General features: G+C 40.3%; 21 protein-coding genes. 8 read left to right on the top strand and 13 right to left on the bottom strand.

Going from position 1 to position 25,825, the window contains the following annotated elements; translation table 11 throughout:
* Nucleotides 1-3 precede the first annotated feature (3 nt).
* From N483_RS07900 to N483_RS07885, 4 genes are all read right to left on the bottom strand, one after another.
* Nucleotides 4-441 (bottom strand): SRPBCC domain-containing protein, encoded by a 438-nt coding sequence (locus N483_RS07900; protein ID WP_023398815.1) that lies wholly within the window; start codon nucleotides 439-441, stop codon nucleotides 4-6.
* A 129-nt stretch (nucleotides 442-570) separates the two neighbouring features.
* A complete protein-coding gene (locus N483_RS07895; protein ID WP_023398816.1) occupies nucleotides 571-1,158 on the bottom strand; it encodes an STM3941 family protein in 588 nt (195 codons plus the stop codon).
* Between the two features lie 285 nt (nucleotides 1,159-1,443).
* Nucleotides 1,444-2,280 (bottom strand): hypothetical protein, encoded by an 837-nt coding sequence (locus N483_RS07890; protein ID WP_023398817.1) that lies wholly within the window; start codon nucleotides 2,278-2,280, stop codon nucleotides 1,444-1,446.
* Between the two features lie 236 nt (nucleotides 2,281-2,516).
* Nucleotides 2,517-3,035 carry a Crp/Fnr family transcriptional regulator gene (locus N483_RS07885; RefSeq protein WP_023398818.1) on the bottom strand — a complete coding sequence of 173 codons (519 nt, stop codon included), beginning with the start codon at nucleotides 3,033-3,035 and terminating at the stop codon, nucleotides 2,517-2,519.
* A 194-nt stretch (nucleotides 3,036-3,229) separates the two neighbouring features.
* On the opposite strand from N483_RS07885, the gene N483_RS07880 reads away from it, so the two are divergent.
* The 3 genes from N483_RS07880 to N483_RS07870 are packed head-to-tail and all read left to right on the top strand — an operon-like array spanning nucleotide 3,230 to nucleotide 5,089.
* Entirely contained in the window at nucleotides 3,230-3,964 is a 735-nt protein-coding gene (locus tag N483_RS07880) for an SDR family oxidoreductase (protein ID WP_023398819.1), read from the top strand.
* Between the two features lie 2 nt (nucleotides 3,965-3,966).
* Nucleotides 3,967-4,407, top strand: coding sequence for a DUF2141 domain-containing protein (locus N483_RS07875; protein ID WP_023398820.1), 441 nt, complete (start codon nucleotides 3,967-3,969; stop codon nucleotides 4,405-4,407).
* Between the two features lie 22 nt (nucleotides 4,408-4,429).
* Nucleotides 4,430-5,089, top strand: coding sequence for a TVP38/TMEM64 family protein (locus N483_RS07870; RefSeq protein WP_023398821.1), 660 nt, complete (start codon nucleotides 4,430-4,432; stop codon nucleotides 5,087-5,089).
* Between the two features lie 54 nt (nucleotides 5,090-5,143).
* Here N483_RS07870 and upp read toward each other — a convergent pair whose 3' ends face one another.
* The 4 genes from upp to N483_RS07850 form a co-directional block, all read right to left on the bottom strand.
* Complete coding sequence (gene upp / locus N483_RS07865) at nucleotides 5,144-5,776, bottom strand: uracil phosphoribosyltransferase (RefSeq protein WP_023398822.1); 633 nt, start codon at nucleotides 5,774-5,776, stop codon at nucleotides 5,144-5,146.
* A 19-nt stretch (nucleotides 5,777-5,795) separates the two neighbouring features.
* Nucleotides 5,796-6,344, bottom strand: a complete 549-nt coding sequence (locus N483_RS07860; RefSeq protein ID WP_023398823.1) for an NAD(P)H nitroreductase — start codon at nucleotides 6,342-6,344, stop codon at nucleotides 5,796-5,798.
* A gap of 81 nt (nucleotides 6,345-6,425) precedes the next feature.
* Nucleotides 6,426-7,115, bottom strand: a complete 690-nt coding sequence (locus tag N483_RS07855) for a DoxX family protein (RefSeq protein WP_036975782.1) — start codon at nucleotides 7,113-7,115, stop codon at nucleotides 6,426-6,428.
* Nucleotides 7,116-7,229: 114 nt separating this feature from the next.
* Entirely contained in the window at nucleotides 7,230-9,191 is a 1,962-nt protein-coding gene (locus tag N483_RS07850; protein WP_023398825.1) for an NADPH-dependent 2,4-dienoyl-CoA reductase, read from the bottom strand.
* Nucleotides 9,192-9,430: 239 nt separating this feature from the next.
* On the opposite strand from N483_RS07850, the gene sppA reads away from it, so the two are divergent.
* Nucleotides 9,431-11,299 (top strand): signal peptide peptidase SppA, encoded by a 1,869-nt coding sequence (sppA, locus tag N483_RS07845; protein ID WP_036975828.1) that lies wholly within the window; start codon nucleotides 9,431-9,433, stop codon nucleotides 11,297-11,299.
* An 84-nt stretch (nucleotides 11,300-11,383) separates the two neighbouring features.
* A complete protein-coding gene (ansA, locus tag N483_RS07840; RefSeq protein WP_036975831.1) occupies nucleotides 11,384-12,394 on the top strand; it encodes an asparaginase in 1,011 nt (336 codons plus the stop codon).
* A gap of 38 nt (nucleotides 12,395-12,432) precedes the next feature.
* Here the strand turns inward: ansA and gndA are convergent, their stop codons facing one another.
* The gene (gndA, locus tag N483_RS07835; RefSeq protein ID WP_063383328.1) at nucleotides 12,433-13,806 is read right to left on the bottom strand and encodes an NADP-dependent phosphogluconate dehydrogenase; all 1,374 of its coding nucleotides are present in this window, start codon (nucleotides 13,804-13,806) and stop codon (nucleotides 12,433-12,435) included.
* Between the two features lie 436 nt (nucleotides 13,807-14,242).
* Here gndA and pyk point away from each other — a divergent pair, with 436 nt between their 5' ends.
* Nucleotides 14,243-15,676 (top strand): pyruvate kinase, encoded by a 1,434-nt coding sequence (gene pyk / locus N483_RS07830; protein WP_023398830.1) that lies wholly within the window; start codon nucleotides 14,243-14,245, stop codon nucleotides 15,674-15,676.
* Nucleotides 15,677-15,768: 92 nt separating this feature from the next.
* On the opposite strand, the gene N483_RS07825 is transcribed toward pyk, so the two are convergent.
* Nucleotides 15,769-16,593 carry a LytR/AlgR family response regulator transcription factor gene (locus N483_RS07825; RefSeq protein ID WP_023398831.1) on the bottom strand — a complete coding sequence of 275 codons (825 nt, stop codon included), beginning with the start codon at nucleotides 16,591-16,593 and terminating at the stop codon, nucleotides 15,769-15,771.
* Nucleotides 16,594-16,597: 4 nt separating this feature from the next.
* Nucleotides 16,598-17,668 carry a sensor histidine kinase gene (locus N483_RS07820; protein WP_023398832.1) on the bottom strand — a complete coding sequence of 357 codons (1,071 nt, stop codon included), beginning with the start codon at nucleotides 17,666-17,668 and terminating at the stop codon, nucleotides 16,598-16,600.
* Nucleotides 17,669-18,048: 380 nt separating this feature from the next.
* On the opposite strand from N483_RS07820, the gene N483_RS07815 reads away from it, so the two are divergent.
* A complete protein-coding gene (locus N483_RS07815) occupies nucleotides 18,049-20,286 on the top strand; it encodes a TonB-dependent siderophore receptor (RefSeq protein WP_023398833.1) in 2,238 nt (745 codons plus the stop codon).
* Here N483_RS07815 and N483_RS07810 read toward each other — a convergent pair.
* Nucleotides 20,283-23,444, bottom strand: a complete 3,162-nt coding sequence (locus N483_RS07810; protein ID WP_023398834.1) for a PAS domain S-box protein — start codon at nucleotides 23,442-23,444, stop codon at nucleotides 20,283-20,285. The two genes, N483_RS07815 and N483_RS07810, sit on opposite strands and share 4 nt — an antisense overlap.
* Entirely contained in the window at nucleotides 23,441-24,391 is a 951-nt protein-coding gene (locus tag N483_RS07805) for an ABC transporter substrate-binding protein (RefSeq protein WP_023398835.1), read from the bottom strand. The genes N483_RS07810 and N483_RS07805 overlap by 4 nt, the downstream gene beginning before the upstream one ends.
* Before the next feature lie 231 nt (nucleotides 24,392-24,622).
* On the opposite strand from N483_RS07805, the gene N483_RS07800 reads away from it, so the two are divergent.
* On the top strand, nucleotides 24,623-25,825 hold the full coding sequence (locus N483_RS07800) for an EAL domain-containing protein (RefSeq protein WP_023398836.1): 1,203 nt from the start codon (nucleotides 24,623-24,625) through the stop codon (nucleotides 25,823-25,825).

Here is a 25,825-nt window from a genome sequence, read left to right as displayed (position 1 = left end):
TTGTCATATTTTTAATTCGGCTAATGCTTTAATTTTTTCATTATGAAGCTGATACCTGATCTGATATTTGGTACTGAGCTTTGATTTAAAAAGAAAGCTCAATAAACCACCAAAAGTCTCTTCTTGGGTTAACTTACAGCTATTTTCTGAAACTTCCGTTAATGTAAATTTTCTAGTGCCATTAAGTAGCACTTCAGTAAAAGGAAAAGAACCTGTCCACTCTAAATACTGCTCATCAATAGTTTTAACTTTTCTTAAATTAAACCAAACTGAAACGCCTGCCATTTGAGTATACAACTTCTGAGGAAGACCTTCAGATGTGACAACTCGCACACTATTAGCATGCCAAACATTCCATTTTGAAAAATTTGAAATAATGCTCCAAACCTTACTCGGTTTGGCACTTATATCCGTTTCTACTTTGACATCTGGCTGTTCCATTGAACATCCTTTAATTATAATACAGCTGTAAAAAGCTTAAAAAATCGGGCTAAACGCGGACACGGACACAGTCTGCTGTATTGCGTCCGATTTACCAGCCTAGTAACAGGCCTCACCTTCATTTCGTTTTTATCTTTCATGTTTAAAATCCATGGAAGTAAACTTTATATTTTTGTTTATTATACTTTTCTCAATCGCGTCTACTATTTCATTGTGAGAAGCTGAAAATACTTTAGTTGGGATGGTGTATGTATGAAGACGCTTAACAATTCTCCCTAGTAAGCCTTTGTTAGCCCACCATGTATTATCTATTTTTCTTCGCCGAATATTAATACAAACCTCATTCATACGAGCTTTTCCATATTTATTCCCATATGTAATATTAGTTCTACTGTTAATTGAAGAGATATTATCAAATGGTATTTCCCCGATTGAAAATGGAGATGATGTATCGGTGATCCCTGTCTCTGAAATCGTTAGTCCTTTAACAGGTTTGAGCAAAAAGGCCAATAGTGTCAGAATAAAAGCTCCAATAAAAACTGAGACAGGGGCAAAAAACAAGTACGCAAAAATAGTATGGAGCCTATCAGTTCTGCTATCAAGTTCACTAAATGGTGTGCTTAAAACTGAAAGACACATGTATTCAAATATACACAGACCTAGAATAGCAATTACAAACTTCCAGCTAGAAACTTTAAAGTGGATAGTATTTTCCATAATTTGCACTATAATTTTTTGCCCTATAACGCCTCAAACTAGCGGCTTAAATAGTTAGCTATATTTGTAAGGGGCGAACAAAGTCAACTGTTGTTTGTTCACTCTTTTTAAGTGAGCTTTTTAATTAGTGAATTTGTGCCTGTCCCATGTTGCTCCTGCCATGTTGCTCCTTTCTCACTATTTGTTAGTTACTTTAGACATTGAACAACAGTTGGCTAAAATGTGAAGCGAAGCAGAACCGAGTCAATCCGTCTCGAATCCGACTTTAAGGCTTTGTTGGCTATATTACTTTAAGTGTTTTAGCTCATCTTTATTGGATGAGTCTATAAACCAACGTTCTATTTTATAACTTTCATTTTTAATGAGATCTAAGTTGACTATAAACTTACAAATAGAATAATTTCCGTATTCATCTTTTTTCTCATGTAGATGAATCCGTTTATTATCAATCAACACTCTGTCTCGTTCATCTGTGACAGAGTGCGTATCTGAATATTTCAAAAAACAGGGCGTTATTCCATTTTCAAGTTGTATATCTAAAACCTTACAAAACCTTGAAATAGATTCACTATCACTTAATAAACTATCCTTAACTATAAATAACCTTCTAAAGTTAATATCATACAAATTTATACTGTTACCAATTGAAGACAGATATGAACGCATTCTTGGCGTGTTCCACAGTTCGATATGTTCTTTGGTAGAAATAAAAAAAACAGAATCTACGCTTTTTCGAGATGTTGATATTGAGTTTCTTAAAGTTTCGGGGTTTTCACCAACGACGTATTTAATTTCACCATTAACTATATGATCAAATTCTTGGCTAATATCGCGTACTTTGTTATTTACCAAAGTAGAAAAAAGTTCATCACCATATGTTTCACTAGCCTCTCTAGCGTCAGAGTAGCTTTTTAGTATTTTACTTATACTCTTAAATACCTCTTGATTAGTAATACTATGCAGATTAATCGCTAACGAGTAAGTTACCAGCATAAGCCCTACTGGAATAGACACTTTAACAGCGTCTGGAAGATAGGTTAGGTTTATAAAGTACCCTGTTACAGCAGCAATAAAAACAGCAATTACTAATAGTAAATTCGGATTGATTTTTCGTTTTTTCAACTAGAACTCCTCTAGTATGTAAGTTTGGCTAACATCTTAATCCACTACAAAAACCGCATAACAGCAACTTCTCTATCACACAATTTAACATCACAAACCATAACAATAACTTAACAACATGTCATCTTATTACGTACATGTTCATTAAGGAAAATGTCAGGTAACAGCGATATGTGGCAAATACCACTGCTGTCGTAAAAACAACTCATATTCAAACAAAGCTTCCTGCAAGTTTGCTACTTATGCTTAATCCTACTCAACGCCACAGGTGTTATTCCTAAGTACTTGGCAATATCATTCTGAGTCAGTTTTTTAACAAGATCTGGTTCGGCGCTACATAAATTCTCAAACCGCTGCGTTGCAGATAAAGTGAGTAGCTCGAACTCTCGGCGCTCTTTTTTCAATGATAAAGACAAGAGTATTTGGATAAGCTCTTGGGAAATAGAAATTGATTCTTTGCTCAAGGCCAGTAACGCTCTAAATGGAACTTGGATAAGTATACACCCCTCGAGCGCTTCTAAACTAAATGTACTTGGGATTTGGCAATGTGCTGCATTCAAGCTGCCAATGATTGTGCCTGATTGAATAAATGACTTTATGGTTTCTTTGCCATTCTCTGTCAAGTAGAACGCTTTTAATAAACCTGTTTTTACTAAGTATACATAGTCGCACAGTTCACCTTGAGCAAAGACCAGCTCTCCTTTTTTAATTTGAACCAAGGTGCCATTTACTTCTATAAATTTTTGTAAATCCATTTCAACTCCTTTTTACTTACTAGTACGAAATGTTCGGCATAAGGGATCTCGTTTTACATCGTAATAGTACCCTATTGACTTCTACAAAATTGCCATATACACCAAAATTTATTGTCAGTTTTAACATAGGTTAATGCACACCTTACATATGGGCTTTTAAAGTATCAACCAGATCCACTACTGGAGATACATACGTGAACTTAGTCAATAAAGTGATAGTCATTACAGGTGGCACATCAGGTATAGGCCGCCAAATTGTAGAACAATTACACACAAAAAATAAAATCGTCGTCATTGCACGAAAAAGTGATCGGCTTGAACAATTAACAAGAGGATATAAAAATGTAGTTTGTTTCGCGGCAGATCTCTCTGATCCGTGCAGCTACATGTCGCTGTCACAGCGAATACAGGCCCAGTTTCCAAAAATAGACGTTTTAATTAACAATGCGGCTATCCAAAACGAGCCCCTGTTTACTGATCCTAATTTCGAATATGAGCAAATTGTAAGAGAGATCAATGTAAACTTCACGGCTGTATGTTCACTTTCATATTTGCTAATTCCTGCGCTAAACGCAAGCAACACTCCTGCTGTGATCTTAAACATTAACTCTGGATTGTCATTTGTTGCCAAAAAAAGTGCATCCGTTTACTGCGCGTCAAAAGCAGCCATTAATCTGTTTTCACAGAGCTTGAGCTACCAATTAGAGCAAACAAATATCAAAGTATTGCAGGCTTTTATCCCTCTTGTGGACACTCCGATGACCCAAGGAAGAGGAGATAATAAAATATCCGCAGAGCAAGCTGCTCAAGCCATTATTGATGGCTTAAAGCGTCAAGTAGTTCAGCATGATATCGGCAAAATAAAGTTTCTACGTGTGTTAAATGCGCTCATCCCAGCACTTACCAAGCGCCTTTTAAAAGGATCTTAATCATGAGACATAAGTTAATTAAATTAAGCACTTTAGGAATGATTTTAATGGCAACTAAAAGCGCAGCTGCAAACAACGTACAGATAAAAATAACTAATATTGATACCAATCGCCCCGGACAAATCATGGTGATGTTATTTGAACAAGAGGGATTTCCAGTCAAACATGACAAAGCGCTGCAAACGCAGTTTTATAGCCCTACCGAAGCATCATTACTTGTCGAGTTTACCACCACCAAAAAAGAGCTCGCTATCAAGGTGTTACATGATGAAGATAACTCGCAAAAAACTTCTAAAAACTGGACTGGGATTATCCCATCGGAAGGTCTTGGGTTTTCAAATGGAGCCAGAATTAGCTGGCGCGGCCCGCCAAAATTTCACGATGCAAAACTCTCTCTTGCAGACATACAAAGTCCTATTTCAATCTCAATAAGCTACCCATAATTCACTTGATGGAGTCATTGTTATGAAGCCCCTTTTAAAAATCATGTTGATATTGTTTTGTTTCTTTGCCTCGACTTTCTTTGCGCTTAAAGTGAGTGGATTGCTCAGTATTGATGAGATTAAAGCTTGGCTAAATGCAGCTAGTCAGCTCAATGCATATCTGGTGGCATTTACAGTGATTGGTTTGCTGTTTTTAGATTTGTTTATTGCTGTGCCGACGCTTACCCTCATTTTATTAGCTGGCTATTTCCTTGGTGCATTCGTCGGTGGCATCAGTGCCATTATAGGCATGTTACTCGCAGGCACTGCTGGCTATGCTATCAGTTACAAATACGGTAATAAGCTATTTGATAAACTCGTAACGAATCCTGCTGAGCGAGCTGATGCAATTGCACTATTTCAAAAACGCGGGCCGGTGGTGATCTTACTTTCCAGAGCAACACCCATCTTACCTGAAATCTCAGCATGCATGGCTGGCATGACAAAAATGTCATTTAAACATTTTATTTCGTACTGGCTGATCAGCACCTTGCCGTATGCTTTAATTGCAGCTTATGCAGGGTCAATCAGTACCGTGGAAAACCCAAAGCCAGCTATTTACACTGCACTTGGACTAACCGGGTTTTTCTGGAGCTGTTGGTGGGTTTTTAACAAAAGAGCAGTTAAAGCAAAGCCGGTTTGACAAAAGGTTTAAGCTATCAAGGCTGACAAACATTGGTTTGTCAGCCAAAGCGTATTATGCCTGAGTGCCAAATATTTTATCACCTGCATCACCTAAACCTGGCACTATGTAGCCATTTTCATTAAGGTGACTATCAAGGGCCGCTGTATACACGTCTACGTCTGGGTGCGCTTTTTCAACAGCTGCAACACCTTCCGGTGCTGCTACTAAAACAATCGCGGTAATGTTTTTACAACCAGACTTTTTGAGCAAATCAATTGTCGCAATTAATGAACCACCTGTTGCTAACATGGGATCAACGACCAAAGCACGTCTCGATTCCAAATTACCTACTAATTTTTCGAAATAAGATACCGGCTCAAGTGTTTCTTCATTTCTTTGCAATCCAACAACGCTGATTTTCGCAGCTGGCAATAACTGCATTACACCATCCAACATACCAAGGCCAGCTCTTAGAATAGGCACTAACGTGATTTTCTTGCCTTTGATCTCTTGCACATCTAATTCATCACCCGTCCAACTTTTTATCGTTGTAGTCTCTGTTGGTAAGTCTCGAGTCGCTTCATAAGTTAGCAAATTGCCAACTTCTGACACCAACTCGCGAAACTTTTTAGTTGAGATGCCATGCTCTCTCAATAAGCCAATTTTGTGCTGTAATAATGGGTGCTCAACAACATGTAGTGCCATAAGTTGCCTCGTAAGTAGATTATAATTCTGTAAAAAATGTGCTTGGTTCGTGGCGAACCGGTTTAGTACACTGAACCGTTGGAGTACCTAAATATAAGTAGCCGACTATTTCGTCTTTTTCATTTAAACCAAGTTCACGTTTAACGGCTGGGCTCTGTGCAAAATAACCCGTTCTCCAAACACCTGATAGATGCTGTGCAAACGCAGCTTGTTGCATTGCAAAACACGCACATGCCGCACTTTCAATTTGTTCAACACGGGGAACTTTCGGGTGCTCCTGATAAGGAGAGATTGCAATAATTAACATAGGAGCACGATGAGGTAACTCTTTAGCACGTGATACGGTGCGTTCATTTTGCTGCTCTTCAACCGCTGCGTTGTAATAGATTTCCCCCAACTTGTCACGGGCGTCTTCATTAACAACGATAAATTTCCATGGTGCAAGGCCGCCATGATCAGGCACTTTTAACGCTGCTTTTTTAATAATTTCTAGTTGAGATTCGTTCGGACCCGGAAAGGATAAATTGCTGTCAGATTGACGTGTCAGCAAAAGCTCAATGGCATCCATATAAATTCCTTAATAATAAACAAACACTTATTATTGTAACGTGAAGTGTTAGGGAAAGTTTAGCACTTTCCCTGATATTTTTTAGGTCTTTGCCGAAAGCCTTTTCGCTATCCAGTAATCAACGCTAAAGAAGCGTCCCCCTCCGGTAAAAAATAAACTTAAGAACATTGCAAAATAGATTGCCGCAAACTCTATTCCGTTGTTTAAAATCACTATGTTACCTTTTTCATAGAGATACTCAGGAAATCCATGAGTAGATACAATCGACTTAATGCGTTCAAGGCGCTCAGATACCTCAAGACTATTTTCTAAGCTTTGTTGAGCGCTCTCACTGCCTAACCACGCAAATACCTGAGCGGCGCTGGTATCAGGGTTTGCTGGTGCGACAGAAAACCAGCCATTGTGCCAATGGACTTGCGTCGCTGCAATGAACATAGTCACCATTAAAGGAATAGATATTAAACGCGTCAACAGTCCGAGTAAAATAAGCCAGCCACCTAAGAACTCGGTCCATCCAGCTAAAAACGCGAGAAAATCAGGAAATGGTAAGCCCAGTCCCCAGTCGGAGTTACCAAACCACGCAACTACGTTTTCATCTGCCAGTAAACTTTCGAAAAACCCAGCGTCAGCTTTGCTTAAATTCAGCTTGTTGTAGCCTGCAATGATCATAACAGGCGCAACAATTAGCCTTATTAAAAGTGGTGCTAGGCCACTCATAATGTCGACTTTTTCAATGCTAGTTTGATAAATGGATTGGATTTTATTAATCATAGAACGATTTACACCTTTAATAGTATTCATACAGTGTAGACCGAACCACGTGAAGTTTTATTGCAGCATAAAAAAATCGGCGCCCTGGCGCCGATTTATTCAGTCTCTTGTATTTTATATCTTTCTAGCAACTTGCAGCGCTTCATAAATAGCACGCTTAGCATCTATTGCACTGGCCAGCAACGCGCCGCCAATGACGTGATGATTATGTGGTAAGCTCTCTCGGTCAAAATGACTTTCATTAGACGTTTGACCTATGCATGCAATAACCGTATCAACGTCAAGCGTTTGCTCTTTACCGTCAATTTTAACAACCAGCCCTGCATTGGAAAATGACACATATTCGCAGCCAGCAATTTGCTCTACTTGGTGATGCTTCGCAACCGCTCTATGGATCCACCCAGTTGTTTTACCTAGACCAGAACCAAACCGCCCTGCACTTCGCTTGAGCATATATATTTTTCGCTGCTCTGACGATGGCACAATGGCTTGCTCAATGCCCCATTGACCCTTAAAGTCGTCGATAGACTGGTTTTCTGGCTCAGTTAAAAAAGCGACCATATCAAAACCGATCCCACCAGCACCTAAGATAGCAATTTTTTCGCCAAGCTGGACCTCTTTGCGGATCACTTCATCGTATGCCAATACACGTTTACCATCACTACATTCAATTTTTGACATACGTGGGCTCACGCCAGTTGCAAAAACAACATCATCAAAGTTGGCCGCCATATCGTCGCGATAAGCTTGTCCTAATTCCATCTTGACGCCCAACCGCTCAACTTCGTTCAAAAAATATTTTAGCGCTAACTTAAAGTCTTCTTTTCCTGGGATCCGCATTGCCAGATTGAATTGGCCACCAGCATGTTCATTTTTGTCGATGAGTGTGACGTTATGACCTTTTTTGGCCAAATAACAGCTAACTGATAACCCTGCGGGGCCAGCACCCACGACTAACACATCTTTAGCGTTTTGGGTTTTATCTAACGGATAATCCAGCTCAAACCCAGCTTGTGGGTTTACTAAACACGTTGCGCGTTTACCTTTAAAAACGTGATCAAGACAGCCTTGGTTGCAACCTATACAAATATTTATTTGCTCAGATTTATTCTCGGCATATTTATTAAAAAAGTCCGGATCCGCTAACAATGGCCTTGCCATGGATATTAAATCAGCTTCGCCCTTATCCAAGATATTGTTGGCAAGTTCGGGGGTATTAATTCGATTCACTGCGACCACTGGAATATCGACGACATCTTTCAGTCGTTTAGAAGCCTCTCTAAACGCGCCCGGTGGAACCATACTGGCTATGGTTGGTACTCGCGCTTCATGCCAACCGATACCCGTATTGAGTATATCCACACCAGCAGCCTCAAGCGCCTGTGCCTGCACTGTGACTTCTTCACTGGTTGACCCATTTGGCACTAAATCCATCACTGATAATCGAAATACAATAATAAACTGAGCAGATACACGTGCTCTTACTGCTTTTACTATCTCAATCGCCAAGCGCATTCGATTCTCAAGCGTGCCACCATATTCATCATTACGATGATTGGTATGCGGCGCCATGAATTCATTAATTAAGTATCCTTCGGACCCCATGATCTCCACACCATCGTAACCTGCTTTTTCAGCCATATAAGCTGACTTTGCAAAATCTTTTACAGTGCTTTTAATCATGCCAATGGACATAGATTTTGGAGTGTACGGGTTGATCGGCGCTTTTAGTTGACTCGGACCGACATTAAACGGGTGGTAAGCGTATCGACCAGCATGTAACAGCTGTAGGCAAATTTTCCCTTGATGCTGGTGGACTGCTTCAGTATACGCTTTGTGCTTAATCACGTCATAACGGGAATTAAAGGAAGAAGCAATAGGTGTCAACTTTCCTCGAATATTTGGGCTGTAACCACCGGTTATGATTAAACCGACGCCCCCTTTTGCCCTTTCCTCATAAAACGCTCTTAGTCTTTTGCGATTATGCCAACCTTCTTCTAATCCCGTGTGCATTGATCCCATTACCAAGCGGTTACGTAGCTCAGAATTTTTAAGTTGTAGTTTTTGTTCTAACATTGCTCGCCCCAATGTAACTGGTCTTACCTGTGAACATTAACCAATTTATAGATTTTGGCAAGTAAAAAGCACAAATTATTTATTCAAAAGCGGATAAATTTATAATATTTATGGTATTTTGCGACTAAAGTGAACGAAGTAATACTTAGTTACGTTTTATAGTTAACACTCGTTGCACAACTAAGTTATGATACTAATGAGAGCATTTCGGTACTAAAACCAGAGGAATAACATTGAAGCTGATCGCAAAACTATTTAAAGGCTTATGGCATGCGTTGAACTTCTCACGCAGGCTACTTGTAAACTTGGTATTTGTTGTACTTATCATAGGCCTCGTCGTGGCTATGATGACATCAGAAGAGGAAATCCTCGTCCCTCAGGATAGCGTGTTAAGGCTAAACCTATCGGGTAAACTGGTAGAGCAACTGACCTATGTTGATCCAATTGACGCAGCATTGGATGATACATTCGGTTCAAAAGAAAAACCGATGGAAATACTTGTTGACGATGTCATTAAAGTCATCAATAACGCCGCCCGTGATAATCGTATTAAGGCAATTCATCTAGATCTAAGAAACTTATATCACGGCCATCTAGACAAACTACGTGATATCACAACTGCCATCGAAGCGTTTAAAGCCTCCGGCAAACCTGTATATGCTCACGGCCCCTATTTCACTCAAACTCAGTATTATTTAGCGTCTACAGCCAATGAAGTCTCAATGCATCCATATGGTGGTGTAAGCATTAAAGGTTTTGGAACCTATCCAATGTACTTCAAAGATGCGTTAGAGAAATTACAAGTTACTCAACATATTTTCCGTGTTGGTACATACAAATCAGCGGTTGAGCCGTTTATCAGAAATGATATGTCTGACGCGGCGAAAGAAGCTAACAAACTATGGTTATCAAGCCTTTGGGAACAATATAAGGAAGATGTAGCGGCAAGACGTCCGTTTGACACGGATAATTTTGATGAAACGCTAACCCAGCTTGGCGAGAAAATGGCTTCAGTTTCAGGTGACTCAGCGCAATTTGCGATGAAATATGGCTGGGTTGACGCGCTTGAAACTGATCAAGAATTCAATGACAAACTCGTCCAGTTGGTTGGTACTCAGAAAAAAGGCAATAAATACAAGCAAGTTAAGTACAGCGAGTACTTGGCGTCAATTTCAGGTTTCCAAACCATTCCAAACCCACTCTCGGATAAAGTCGCTGTAGTTGTAGCCAAAGGCCATATTGTTGACGGCAAGCGCAAAGCTGGCGTGATTGGTGGTGACTCCACAGCTGCGTTACTACGAAAAGCTCGCATTGACGAGAATGTGAAAGCTGTTGTATTGCGTATTGATTCGGGCGGTGGCAGCGTATTTGCGTCAGAACAGATCCGCAATGAAGTGTTGGCAATTAAAGCTGCTGGCAAGCCAATTGTCGCATCTATGGGCTCAGTTGCTGCTTCTGGTGGCTACTGGATAGCTGCATCGGCGAATGAAATTTGGGCATCTCCTAGTACTATCACTGGTTCAATTGGTATTTTTGGCACTATCTTTACATTCGAAAACTCTTTAAAGGAACTTGGAGTTTATTCAGATGGTGTGGCGACCACAGAGCTTAAATCATCTTCGATTTCGCGTGGTATCGACCCTCAGTATGCAGACATTATTCAAATGGGTGTCGAAGATGCGTATGACAAGTTCCTCTCGGTTATTTCTGAAGCTAGAAACTTGAATAAAGAAGATGTCAATGAAGTTGCTCAGGGTCGTGTTTGGTTAGCCCCTCAAGCATTGGAGTTTGGCCTGATTGACAAGCTAGGCACGAAAGAACAAGCCATTGAATCAGCCGCTGCACTTGCTAGCCTTGAGCACTACGACGTCATTACTGTTGAACAGACTCTGACCGATAAAGAGCGCCTAATGCAACAAATCTTTGGTGCAAAGGTCACTCAATCTTTGCTACCTAAGGCATCTCAAACAGACACATTACAAAAAGTGTCTCAGCAAAGTATTGGTAACTTAATATATAAAGTACAGCAAAGTGCCAACATGATTGAACTATATAATGACCCAAATAGTCTATATAGCGTGTGCACCATGTGTGATGTGACACAATAATTCAATACCATAAGGTTAATGAATAAACTGCAATGTGATGCTGCAGTTGGTATACTAAGCCCAGATTCGTATCTGGGCTTTTTTATGAAAAGAAAAAAAATCTATATTGCCTATACTGGCGGCACCATTGGGATGAAGCAATCAAGCAAAGGCTATGTACCTGTTGCTGGTTATTTGACAGAAACAGTGAAAAATAACGCTGAATTTACGCGTGAAGAAATGCCGCTGTTCGATATTCACGAATATTGTCCGCTCATCGACTCTTCAGATATGTCGCCACAGCATTGGCAGCTTATCGCTGAAGATATTAAAGCAAAGTACAATGACTATGATGGCTTCGTCGTATTACATGGTACTGACACCATGGCGTACACGGCTTCCGCCTTATCTTTCATGTTCGAAAACTTAACTAAGCCTGTCATTGTTACTGGTTCTCAAATTCCACTTTCTCAATTGAGATCAGATGGTCAAGTAAACCTATTAAATGCCATGTATTTAGCTGCCAATTACCCTATTGCAGAAGTAAGCCTGTTCTTTAACAATAAACTCTTCCGTGGCAATAGAGCACTGAAAGCACATGCAGATGGATTTGACGCATTCGCTTCTCCTAATTTGGCTCCTTTAGCGCAAGTTGGTATCAATATTCAGCTGCAAGAAGGCAAGCTGAGCCCTTATGTTGACCAAGAGCTGGACGTAACCTCTATTCAATCCCAGCAAATAGCTGTATTGCATCTCTACCCTGGGATAAGCGCAGCTATGGTTGATAACGTTTTATCAGATGATGTGAAAGCACTTATTTTACTTAGTTTTGGTGTGGGTAATGCACCGCAACAAGATGACATTTTGAGTACATTGAAATCAGCCTCAGATCGCGGTGTTGTCATCGTCAATCTAACACAATGTATTCAAGGCCAAGTTAATATGGGTGGTTACGCTACTGGCAATGCACTGCTGAACTGTGGTGTGATTAGCGGCTATGATATGACGTTAGAAGCATGTTTAACCAAGCTACACTACCTATTTAGCCAAGAGTTAGAATTAGAAACAATACGCCACCTGATGCAAGACAACTTGCGGGGTGAACTCACTCGCTAAACAAAAAAAGGCCACAATATGTGGCCTTTTATTTTCTGTTAACGTACCTTTTCAGGTAGGTCAACCAAGTCTGTTAGGTGTGATGTTTCACCACTGTGTGTTTTAATTCCGTGTTCACCAAAGTAATCACGTTGCGCCTGAACGAGGTGTCCGTTGCTAGGTGTACTAAGCGTGGCGATATAAGTTTGTGTTGAAGCAAGTACAGGGAATGCAAGACCAGTTTGAATTGCTTGACCTGTAATACTGCGCAGCGCTTTTGCTTCATTTTCTAAGGTGTCGATAAAATCAACGCCTTTGGCTATGTCATCTAGGTAATCAGCACGAATAATACAGCCTGCTCGCCATGTTTGTAACGTTTTAGCAAGGTCTACTTTCCACTGATGCGAGCGTGAAGCACCTTTTATCAGTGCAAGACCCTGTCGATAACACAGCAAACTTGCAAAATAGAACGCCGATTTGAGCGCTTCCAAATCGATATCAATCTTTTGCGTTTCTTTTGCTTGGTATGTCATTTCTTTTGCAGCAAGTGTGCTAATTGTATTGGTAAGATGACGGGCTTGTACCGCAGCAACCAACGATGGTACCGCGATACCTAGCTCAAGTGCGTTTTGTGCAGTCCAAAGACCAGTGCCTTTAGCGCCTACTTTGTTGTCAATTAGGTCAACCAATGGCGTCTGATTATTATCTTCTAGACTTAATATATGGCGAGAAATTGATAACAAATAGCTGTTTAATTCACCTTCAGACCAAGATTCAAAGATCTCAGCGACTTCTTTAGGTGTACGGCCAGTACCGATGCGAAGTAAATGATAAACTTCCGCGATTAACTGCATTAAAGCGTATTCAATGCCATTGTGTACCATTTTTACAAAATGGCCGCTCGCTGATTGACCAACACGCGCAAAACAAGATTCACCATTGTAGCTTGCTGCTACTTTTTCGAACCAAGGCACCAGGCGCTCCCAGCCACCTTCAGAACCACTGGCCATCATTGCTGGACCATGTCTAGCGCCTTCTGCGCCACCTGATATTCCCATAGTGGCAAATTCAAATTTATTTTGGTATTTAAGTTTCCGTGCAATACCATCTTTATAGTTACTATTACCACAATCAACAATGATGTCGCCTTTTGACACGCCGGCTTCAATCAATTCATTGCAAACAGCATCTACAAGCTCGCCTGCAGGTACTAATAATAATACCGAACGAGGAGGCTCTAGCCTTCTTACCATATCACCGAGATCCGATACGATATGGAGACGCTCTTCTACACCCAAAGACTGTGCACAACTTAGTAATTCAGCACCTGCGTCTGGGTTTTTATCATAGGCGACTAACGTCATACCTTTCTCAATTAAGTTTAGTGCAAGGTTTTTGCCCATTACACCCAAACCAACTAATGCAACTTGCATTAAGTTTCCTCCTCGGTAACAACCACACTTAAATTCGTCTACACGATGTCCGCTACATTATACCTGAGCAATCAATAATATTCTGCTCGGGCCACCTCAAGTACCAAATAAACTGAAGTTTAGTACTTTTTACTCATAACGTCGTTTAACACAAGCAAAAGATTGCTTTACACACAGGTTAAATACATTATCAGTCAAGATGTTAAATCCAATCTTAATTTCACTCTTGGATTGACGACTACTGACACCGGTGTCATAATCACGTCATACAGATCATATAATTTAATTTGTGTATGAAAAAGGGTTTAGGGGCAAAACTTTACATAAAAGCGTAATTATCTGAGAATATTTACTTAATTAGGCTTTAAAAGACCACTATTTAACCACTTTTTTGATAAAGAAAGATGCTAGCAAGAACAGCCTACAGGAGAATCTGATGCTAAGACGCACAAAAATAGTTGCCACATTGGGACCAGCTACAGATAGAGATAATAATTTAGAAAAAATCATTCGCGCCGGTGCTAATGTAGTACGACTAAACTTTTCCCACGGTGTAGCGCAAGATCACAAAGACAGAGCAGAAGCTGTTCGAGAAATCGCTAAAAAACTAGATACACATGTATCTATTCTTGCAGATCTGCAAGGCCCTAAAATCCGAGTATCAACTTTTGCAGAAGGCAAAGTTGACCTAGTTGTAGGTGCAAAATTCACGCTAGATGCTGAGCTTGGTTTAGGTGAAGGTACTATCGATTCGGTAGGCATTGACTATAAAGAGCTACCACAAGACGTTCATACAGGTGACCTGTTACTTCTAAACGATGGTCTTATCCAACTTACAGTTGACGAAGTTGTAGGTAAGAAAGTTATTTGTACTGTCACTGTTGGCGGTATCTTATCTAACAATAAGGGTATAAACCGTCTAGGTGGTGGACTAACCGCCCCTGCTTTTACCGACAAAGATAAAGAAGATTTAATCACAGCGACAGAAATTGGCGTTGACTATATTGCAGTGTCTTTTCCTCGCAGCGGTGACGACATGCGATACGTAAGAAGTCTCGCTGAAAAAGCAGGCTCAAATGCTCAATTACTTGCAAAAATTGAACGCGCCGAGGCTGTAGAAACAGTTGAAGCAATTGACGACATCGTATTGGCCTCTGATGCTGTGATGGTTGCGCGTGGTGATCTAGGTGTTGAAATTGGCGACGCTGCACTTGTTGGTAAGCAAAAACAAATTATTAGCCGTGCCCGTTCATTAAACAGAACAGTTGTTACTGCAACGCAAATGATGGAGTCAATGATTGACAACCCAATGCCAACGCGTGCAGAAGTTATGGACGTTGCAAACGCAGTCCTTGATGGCACTGATGCTGTGATGCTTTCAGCCGAGACAGCTGCCGGAGATTACCCTGAAGAAACTGTTGCAACTATGGCACGTGTTTGTTTGGGGGCAGAATCACAACCTGAAACTCACATTTCTAAGCACAGACTAGACAGCATGTTTGCAGACACTTCTGAAACTCTTGCTTTGTCTGCCATGTATGCAGCTAACCATTTGGATTCTGTCAAAGCGATTGTTGCCCTTACAGAGTCAGGCAACACGTCAAAACTTATGTCTAGGATCAGCTCGGGATTACCAATCTTTTCACTTTCTCGTCATGCCAATACACTCGGACAAACCGCACTATATCGTGGCGTATATCCAGTGTATTTTGACTCAACAAGCTGCACAGCAGATTCGCTGGTGAAAGATGCGCTTAATACACTTGTCGAGAGTGGATCACTTGAAAAAGGCGATACGGTTATTCTAACTCACGGTGACTTAATGGAAACCATTGGTGCGACCAATACATTGAAAATTGTCACCGTCTAATCGTTAAATCACTAGAACAACTAAGCCCGACTAAATCAGTTGGGCTTTTTTATTACCAGCGTTCCAGACAAAACGATTTAAAGTGCTACCTATTAGCTCGCCAGTGCAGACTTGACTTTATCTCTATAGCTGCGACTGACTTTCAATTCTTGGCCGTTATCTAAAACCAATAAATACTCGCCACTACTTTGTGTAACTAGCTTACTAATTTGGCCAGTGTTTACGATAGCTGAACGGTGAACACGTACAAATAACTTTGGATCAAGCTCTTGCTCAAGTTCTTTCATTGTTTTGCGCAGGATATGGGTTTGACCATCTGCACAGTGAAGACACATGTAATCACCTGCTGCATCAATCCACTGGATTGTTGCCGTCGACACGCGAATAATCTCGCCCTGCTCTTTTACGGCTAATGATTCTGGAAACTTTTTATCTTCAATAGCGTCACCGGTGGCTAATTTTTTGAGTATTTCTTCACAATTATTTCCGGTGATCCCTGCAACAAAGCTCGCAAGCTTTTTCTTGTGGGCGTTATCTTGTTGGTTCTTTAAATAGCTTTGCACTTTTTCAATCGCCTGTTTTAGTCTGTTGTCATCTACTGGTTTAAGGATGTAATCCAGAGCGTGGATTTCAAACGCCTTAACTGCATAGTGATCGAACGCTGTGACGAAGACAATGGCAGGTAAAGGCTTAACGCTTTCACTTAAAATTCGCGCAACCTCGAAACCATTTAAACCCGGCATTTGGATATCTAAAAAGACCAAATCAATATCCTGTTGCTGGCAAATATCTATGGCTTTTTGTCCACCGTTACAAAGTTCGATTACTTCTATTTCTTCAAATTCTCTCAGTCTGACAGCCAAGCCTTTTCTCGCTAGCGGCTCGTCATCAACAATTATCGTTTTAATCTTGCTCATTACTTCACTTCTCGGCCTTTTCAAACGGAACCCGTATATTTGCCTTCAGTCCTGAAGGCGTATTATTTGATAACACAAATGAGTAATTATTCTCATATAGTGTTTTTAATCTGTCTTGCGTATTGGCAATACCAACACCACCAGCATTAGTCAACTGACCACCGGATAACTCTGCGCCAGGGCCATTGTCACCAACTTCTAACAATAGTTCATTGGCGAAAACTTGCGCTTTAATTTCGATTTTCCCGCCCTCGTCCATATGTGCGATGGCGTATTTAATCGAATTCTCAATCAACGGCTGCAATATTAAGCTGGGTACTAACGCATGCTTTGCTTGCTCAGTGACATCTAGTTCAATAGCGAGTCGCTCATCAAAGCGCACCTTCTCTATTTCTAGATACAACTTAAGCGCATGAAGTTCCTGCTCCAACGGAACTTTTTTAATTGGATCTGTATTTAACGTATAACGTAAAAAGTCACTCAACCTAGACACCATCTGGTTTGCGTCTTTATTTTCTTCTACCAAAATGAGTGTTGAAATCGCATTCAGCGTATTAAATAGAAAGTGAGGGTTGAGCTGATAGCGCAGCATTTTTAGCTGAGCTTCATGGGCCATTGTATTTGCTTTAAGTGCTTTTTGGCGCTCGCTTTGTAAAAGTTGGTAATATTTGATCCCAAAATAAAGGCCACTCCAACATAAAACAATGTATACCGAGTCCAAGCCTTGTTGCAGGTAGTAAAACCATTCATCTGGCCTGTAACCATGTCGGTATATTTCCCATAAATTGTATTTTTGGACGACTGACCACAAAGTACCTGTGATATAAGACACACTAAATACCACAAATATCAACACCCAAGGTTTTGCATTCCAAACACGTCGATAAAGATATCTAAGAGGTACCGTCATCAAACAGCCAGCATAAGCATTGAGTACGATAACAAAAACATAGATGTCTCGCATTTCAAATACCTTTGAGCCTATGTAGTTGACCAGTGCATAGCCTATCCAACCGGAAATCTGCAGTACCCAAAAAAATCGTTGTCGATTATCGACTAAAGCTTGCCAATTCAAATTTATACTTACCTCTTATAACTTACTTTCGATTATATCCCATAGAAAACCCGATAAGCACTACCAATAGTCTTGTATTTCCAACAATTAACCGCAAACCTTTAGTCAATGGAATCCTCAAGAAACAGTGCTAAATACACCCAAAGTAAATTCTCTGTACGACTTGAATCACCAGCCTCAAAACCTGGCTTTATGCTAGAACATAACAACCTAAAAATCACGATAAAAGGTACATTTGTGAACCATTTATAAATTATTACATACATGATTTATATCACTTTTTACATATATGTATCTGAATGAAAAAACAACAAAACTTTATTGATAATCATTTTTAGTTGCAATAATATTCGCGCGTTTATTTTTAATTAGGGAAAATCATGCGCTCATTCAAAACCAAATATCCAATGCTTGTCTCAGCACTCGCTATCGCCTTCTCCGGTGCTTCGCTTGCTGATGACGTACAAAAAAAGAGCAATGAATTAGAAGTTATTGAAGTAAGTCCTAAAGGTCTTATTTCCTATGTCAGTGCCAGTGCATCAAAATCAGATGTGCCAATCACTAAAACCCCTGTTTCTGTATCTGTTTTAACGTCAAAGCGTATTTCTGACTTGGGCGCAGAGACATTACAAGATGCGATTGGCTATGTTGCGGGTGTTTACAACGGTCCTTACGGCGTCGACACACGTGGGGATTGGTCAAAGATCCGCGGCGTAGATCCATTGACATACATTGATGGCCTACAAATGCAATTTGGCCACTATAACAATACGCGTACAAACCCTTATACCTTAGAACGTGTTGAAATTTTAAAAGGTCCTTCTTCGGTATTGTACGGGCAAGGTTCAACTGGCGGTATTATTAACTCGGTATCAAAACGCCCACACAGTGAAACGCAAGGTGAAATTTGGGCTCAGCTAGGCAACTATGATCGAGCGCAAATTGCTGGTGACTACAACACAGCGTTTGGTCAAGACGAGCAATATCAAGCCCGCTTTGTTGGTGTATATCGTAATAGTGATACTCAAACAGACTTTGTAGAAGACAACACATTGGTGTTTGCGCCAAGTTTTGCTTGGGATATTAGCCAAGATACGCGCCTTACACTATTAACTAATTTCCAAGAAAATGAGTCTGGTTCTTCGACTCAATTTTTCCCACATGAAGGTACGTTACTTCCCGCTAAATATGGCCAAATTCCAAGTGAACGTTTTGTTAGTGAGCCAGGTTGGGATAGATACGATACCGAGCAAATGGCCGTGACTGCAATTTTGGAGCACAGCATATCTGATGACACGCAAGTTCGTTGGTCAACACGTTACAGTGATAGTTCATCTGAATATCGTACTATCTTTTCGTGGCCACCTAAATTTGAAGCCGATAAGCGCAGTGTAAATCGTATTTTTAGCATGTCTGATGGTGAATCAAAGAGTTTCTTAAGCGATATCCAAGTTCATCAATATATTGAATTCAGCGATATTGAAGTTAATATCGTAGCTGGGATTGATTTTCAAGATGCTGAAACACGCACAAGTCGTTTAAGAGGCGCAGTATCTTCGCCTTTAGATCTGTATAACCCTGTTTATGGCCAGAATGACCCATTACCAACAGCAATTACAGCAATTGCGCCAGAGCAAACTGACACTCAGGTTGGTGGCTATGTACAAGCAACATTTGAATACCAAGGGTTTATTTTAAATACAGCCCTTCGTCATGATGATGTTGAGCAAACAAACTGGCAAAAAGTGGATGATATTGCGACGTTATTAAAAGTTGAAAAATCTCAAAGTGCTTTAACTGGACGAGTTGGCGCATTGTATCAATTTGAAAACGGCCTATCCCCGTATGCGAGCTATTCAGAATCTTTCCAACCACTGTATGGCTCCAAGCCTCAAGGTGGCGGCTACGAGCCAAAAGAAGGTCAGCAGTTCGAGTATGGTGTTAAATACCAACCAGCGGGAACTGAGCATTTAATCACTGCAAGTGTTTTCCATATCACCGATAAAAACCATATACGCCAAATCTCTCCGCTTGAACATGTACAAGATGGTGAGGTATCAGTAGACGGATTTGAACTAGAAGCGCAGCTGGAGTGGGATAACCTCGATATTTATGCTTCATATGCGTATACCACGTCAGAACAAGATACAACTCCATTATCTGCTGACGCTATCATGACACAAGCAGGTTTACTCGCACAACAAACGCAAGATCCTGCGCAAAAGCAAGCAATTATCGGTGGAGCTGTATTAGCGATTGGCACTGATGACGTTCCTTTATCTGCAACACCTGAGCACTTAGCTTCTGTATGGGCGACGTATCGTGCTGACAACCTATTAGAAGGCTTAAAGTTTGGCGCGGGTATACGTTATGTAGGTAAAACTTTTGACGGTAGTCGCTCTGTCTCGGCAGGTGGTTTTGACTACCACAAAGCACTAACCACAGACAGCTTTACGCTCTATGACATGATGGTTGGTTATCAATTTAGCAACTATGAATTGAGCTTAAACATAGATAACTTAACGGATAAAACTGTAATAACAAGCTGCTTATATCGTGGCGACTGTTTCTACGGCCAGCGTCGTACCATTACAGCAAACCTAAAATATCGTTTTTAATCTGTAAAATATGAATTAGCCTCATTGATTGAGTGAGTGATCAATGAGGCCGTTTTAGTCACATCTAGCTCAATTTCAAGCCAACCTTGTATTTTTGACAACTCCCCTTCTAAAATAGCAGCCTGATTCGAGACTGACATAAAACCCAGGTATGCAGCCTGACCTTTCAAGGTGTGCGCTTCTCTCTTCGCTTCTTCAAATTCCGCTTGCTCAATTAAACATTTCAGACGCGGTGCAAAGTTAGACTGTTTTACTCGAAACTTTTCAATCATTTTTTTAAAAAAGTTGACATCACCATTTACTTGCCTAAGGCCTAGCTCAAAATTAATGTGTGAATCAGTCATTTCTGCTGAGACCGCTTTGCTATGAGCTGGCAGTTCAATTGTCGGACGCAGCCCGTCAAATACAAGTTGAAAAAGTTTATCTACATCAAGCGGTTTTGCTAAATAGCCATCCATGCCGCTTGATTCAATTTTTTTAATGTCTTCTGCCATTACATTCGCAGTGAGCGCGATGATCGGGAGCTGCTTAAACCTTTCGTCTTTTCGTATCAATTCAGTAGCTTTATATCCATCCATAATCGGCATTTGGCAATCCATTATAACCAAACCTATATTTTGATTGTGATTTAACGTTTTAATAGCTTCGCTCCCATTAGTAGCTGTAACTACTTTGAGACCAACTCCCTGTAATAACTCTACAGCAATCTCCAAATTAATATCGTTATCTTCAACGAGCAATACCTCAATGTTTTTCAACAAATTTGCTTTGTTCAGATACAAACATTTATCGATAGATTTTACTTTTGGTTCCCGTGGCGAAGGCTCCCCCTTTTGAAGTAAGAAGCTAACAGTAAAGTAAAAACGGCTGCCCACTCCTTCCTCACTTTCAAAATCAATCTCGCCCCCCATCATTGACACAAGGTTGCTACAAATTGCCAGCCCTAGGCCTGTCCCTCCAAATTGCCTTGTTGTAGAAATATCAGCCTGAGTAAAAACTGAAAATAGCTTACTCTGTTGCTCTTTTGCGACCCCAATTCCCGTATCTGTTACTGATATTTCAATAGCAACGTCGTCTTTCGATATTATCTTTGCCTTAAGCGCTAAGGTAATTTCCCCCCCGTTAGGTGTGAATTTCACTGCATTGCCCAACAAATTAATGAGTATTTGCCCTAAACGCAGAGGATCCCCTACTAGAGCCGTAGGTATCGAGCTAGGTAAATCCACACTAAAGTCTATACATTTTTCATGGGCCTTATAAGCAATAATATCGCTTGCTAACTCAACAACATCTTCCAAACGAAACGACGTTTTTTCTATTTCAAGTTTACCGGACTCAATCTTTGATATATCCAAAATATCATTGATAATATTGAGCAGATTATCTGATGATTGGGTTAATTTATTTAAATAGCCACGCTGCTTTTGTGACAGTTGAGTACCTGACATTAAGCTACACAAACCTACAATAGCATTCATAGGTGTGCGAATTTCGTGGGACATGTTTGCCAAAAATGTAGACTTCGCAACGGTTGCACTTTGCGCCGCTTTCATTGCTTCTAATAGCACTTCCTCGGCTTCCTTTCGCTGCGTTATATCTCTAATAATTGCGGTGTAATATGCCTTCCCAGCGATTTTAGTCTCTGTGACAGCCAAATCTATTGGAAATTTTTCTCCACTTTTTCTTTGAGCAATAACTTCCCGTTTATTTCCAATAACTTTTCGTATACCCGTCTTTGCATAGCTAGCAAGGAACCCATCATGTTCGCTTCGAGTCGGTTCTGGCATGAGTATTTTTAGATTGGAGCCCAAGACTTCTGCCTTACTGAAGCCAAAAACTCGACTTGCAGAAGGACTAAACTCCTGAATAATTCCCTCTGTGTTGATGACAATAATTGGATCCGCAGCGGTATTTACAATAGCCCGCATCTTGGCCTCACTTTCTAATAGAGAAAGTTCTTTTTGTCTCAGTTCGGTAACGTCTTGAACGATACCTGTAATTTTCGTTTGCTTACTTTGGGAATCATACACATGCTCTGCAACGAGACGTATATAGCGTAAATCGCCTTTAACTTTAATGCTGTAGTTAAAGTCTCGGCAATCTTTCTCAGGGTTTAGGAGGTTTTGCAACAACTCGCGTTTTTCTTCATGTATATTTTCTATGCCGCCAAATAACCACTCTGCATAACCAGTTGTATCGGGTTCATCTATACCGAGAATGCGCTTTGCTTCATTAGAATACTCACAAATACCGCTTGACAACTCGAGAGACCAATGGCCTAACTTAGCCATGTTTTGCGCATATTTGTAATTTAAATTTGCGTTGTTCAGCTCGAAAGTTCTCTGTTGAACCCGTTTTTCAAGCTGTGCTCTTATTTCATCCAATTCTCCAATATGTAACGATACTGCTGAACGCATTTGGATAAAAGCTTTCGCTAGCATTTGTATCTCTTTTGCCCCTTGCACTTCAATTTGTTTGCTGTAGTCCCCCTCTGCAAGTGCTGTGGCTTGAAAGATAAGCTGTTTGATAGGATCAACAAAAAAATTACGCAACAACACCATCATAAGTACTATAAGCATCAACCCTAATAAACCGATAAACATGAGTTGGTTTGAAACAAACTCAGAAAGGTGAAACCTGTCGTAACTAAAATCATATTTCAAGTAAATTATGCCTCTGCGACTAGACCTTAACTCTCTATTGGATGGCCAAATAAAACTCAGGGTGGCTTCTACAACTTCCTTGTCTGGCGAATAATACATCTGTATGGATTTATGCATTTGAGTATTTTTCAAGTCTTCATCTGTTAAAAAAGAGGCACTATCTGTTAATAGTTTCCCTCTCATGCTGTAGTGATTCGAAGCCCATACAACCCCCGCATCATCGGTCACCGCAACATCATCTACGGCTGGAATAGTGCCTATGATCGAGGCTTCATGATTTAGTACATTTCCACCTTCTCTAAATACTTCTTGTTCAGCCTTATTTTTTAAAGAGAGTAATATATAGCTAATTTGCGATAGGCTGTTCTCTTGTGCGACTTTTATGCTCCCCAAGTAAGTTAAACTAGCCCCAGTGGCGATAGAAATAACAAATATCAAGGCTGTAAATAATGGGACCCAAATGACTATTGAGTTTGTTGATATCGGAATTTTCATGGCTTCACATATGTGTCATCAATCAAGGCTTTTGCGTCTATAGGCTTGGGAATTATACTTGTTTCATGCAAGATGCGATTTAAACGTTTAATGGTTTTATTTAACGTCCCTCCCCGAGCCAGGAGCTGTTGATTTTCTTGCATACTCGGGTAGTGAATACCTGCCATTGCAGTATTGAGATCCTCTATGGATATGCCCATACGTTGAGACATAACTTCCAAACTTTCATATCTCTTTTCATTTATTGCTTGTAAGGCTTCAAATTGCCCGTTAACCAATATTTTAATTAATTGACTGTGCTCTTTGAGTGTATTGTCTCTAGCAACTAACACATCAACGATCATATTTGGTATGTTCGAACTATCAAAAATAACGTTACTGTCAAATTGAAGTAATTTAGTTGCAACAGGTTCAAACGTAATCACTGCATCTATGGAGCCATCATTAAATGCCTCTATTTGTTGGTGAATTTTTAAGTGAACAAGCTTTAAATCATCAATATTTAGCCCTCCTGCCTGCATTGCTTCATGGAGCATCAGTGCTCCCAACGCAGTTTGCTCGTACGCTATTGTTTTCCCTTTTAATTCCGATAAGTCAGAAATTGTTGATCGTGAGATAACCATATCGCCTCCATGCGATACATCCATAACCAAAAAGATCTTTAGATTTATACCTTCAGATACAAGCGTCATGGCTTCGTCCAATGTCAGTGCAGCTATCTCAAGCCGCCCTAAACGAAAAGCCTCCATGACATCAGTGGCGGACATCAACTCAATTAATTTTATATTGTGTGGAATATGCCCCAGATGCTTAGCAAGATGTAAAGTTTCGTATCCGGGCCATACATTCGAGCCCACTCTAATCGTTTTTTTATCAAAATCAGAACAGCCAAGTTGACTTACTATAGTAAAAATAAGTAAAGACAATAAAAAATACCTAGTTTTCATATTTCTTCACCCTTGCCTTTGTTTCTGGCGTCAACAAACACCTTTTCAAAAGTCTACTTGATGTAACACCCTGATATTTAGAACTAGTGTAGACTAACGAAATCACACCTGACTTACTTTTCGTCAATTTGGAAAAATCAAGTGCTGTGTTCTAGTCTTAACAACACTTGCTGTGGACATATCGCCTGTTTTGCTACAAGCCAGTCCAACATTTAATAGGAACACTGATAATTGACTCTTAACAATCAGCTAAAAACGCTCAGTATTCTTGTGATCGACGATGACGACTTCATTCATGACATGCTCAAACACGAGTTTGGTCAGCTCGGTGTTTATAATGTCAAGACGGAATCAACTGGTAAAAATGCTGTTGAAAGAATTCAAAACGGAGAAAGCTTCGATCTAATTATTATTGATTTGATCATGCCTGAGATGGACGGCGTGGAAGTACTCAGGCACCTTTCTGAGTACCATTTTAAGGGGGCAGTTTTACTTTTAAGTGCACAAGATCAACGTATATTAGACACGACGGCAACTCTGGCTGGAGCTCAACATATCAAAGTATTGGGCGCGATACCTAAACCAATTACAATTGACGTATTAACCCAAAAACTTCAAAAGCTTTTTACAGAATCACAGCCTAATACTTTGCAAGTTAAAGACAAAATTAGTCTGGAAGAATTAAAAGTAGCGATCGCCAATGATGAGATTGTGCCTTTCTATCAACCTCAAGTTGCATTTACAACTAAGCAAGTCAAATCTGTTGAAGTGCTTGCCAGGTGGGTGCACCCGGAAAGAGGCACGATTAACCCTGCTGCATTTATCTCTCTAGCTGAAGAGTCAGGCATGATTGATGCAATCACACGCAGTATTTTTCGCCAAGCTTTGCCTCAATCTAAAGAGCTAGCCAACATTCTTGGTCGTCACCTGAATATATCCATAAACCTATCAACTGACAGTCTATGTGCTATCGATTTGCCAGAACAAATAGAAGATCTCGCAAACATGCATGATATTCCTTGCAGCAGTATCACACTAGAACTAACAGAAAGTCGATTAATACAAAACCTTATTTCAACGTTAGATGTGTTATTGCGCCTCAGATTAAAAGGGTTTGGATTAAGCATTGATGACTTTGGAACTGGCTATTCAAGCTTGGAGCAATTAAAGAAAATCCCCTTCACTGAATTGAAAATTGACAGACAATTTATTTGCGACGCCACAAACAACAACACAAGTAAAGCTATTATAGAGTCAAGCGTTAATCTAGCTAAAACGTTGAACATGTTAGTTGTTGCAGAGGGGGTAGAAACAGCGGCTGATTGGGATCTCGCGAAAAGCCTGCAATGTGACTTAGCTCAGGGGTACTTAGTATCTAAACCTATGCCTTTAGAAGATCTCATTATCTGGCTAAATGGCAAACAATCATGGTGA

The organism is Pseudoalteromonas luteoviolacea NCIMB 1944, assembly GCF_001625565.1.
Taxonomy (GTDB): Bacteria; Pseudomonadota; Gammaproteobacteria; order Enterobacterales; family Alteromonadaceae; genus Pseudoalteromonas; species Pseudoalteromonas luteoviolacea_F.
This window is presented reverse-complemented; position numbering and strand designations above follow the sequence as displayed.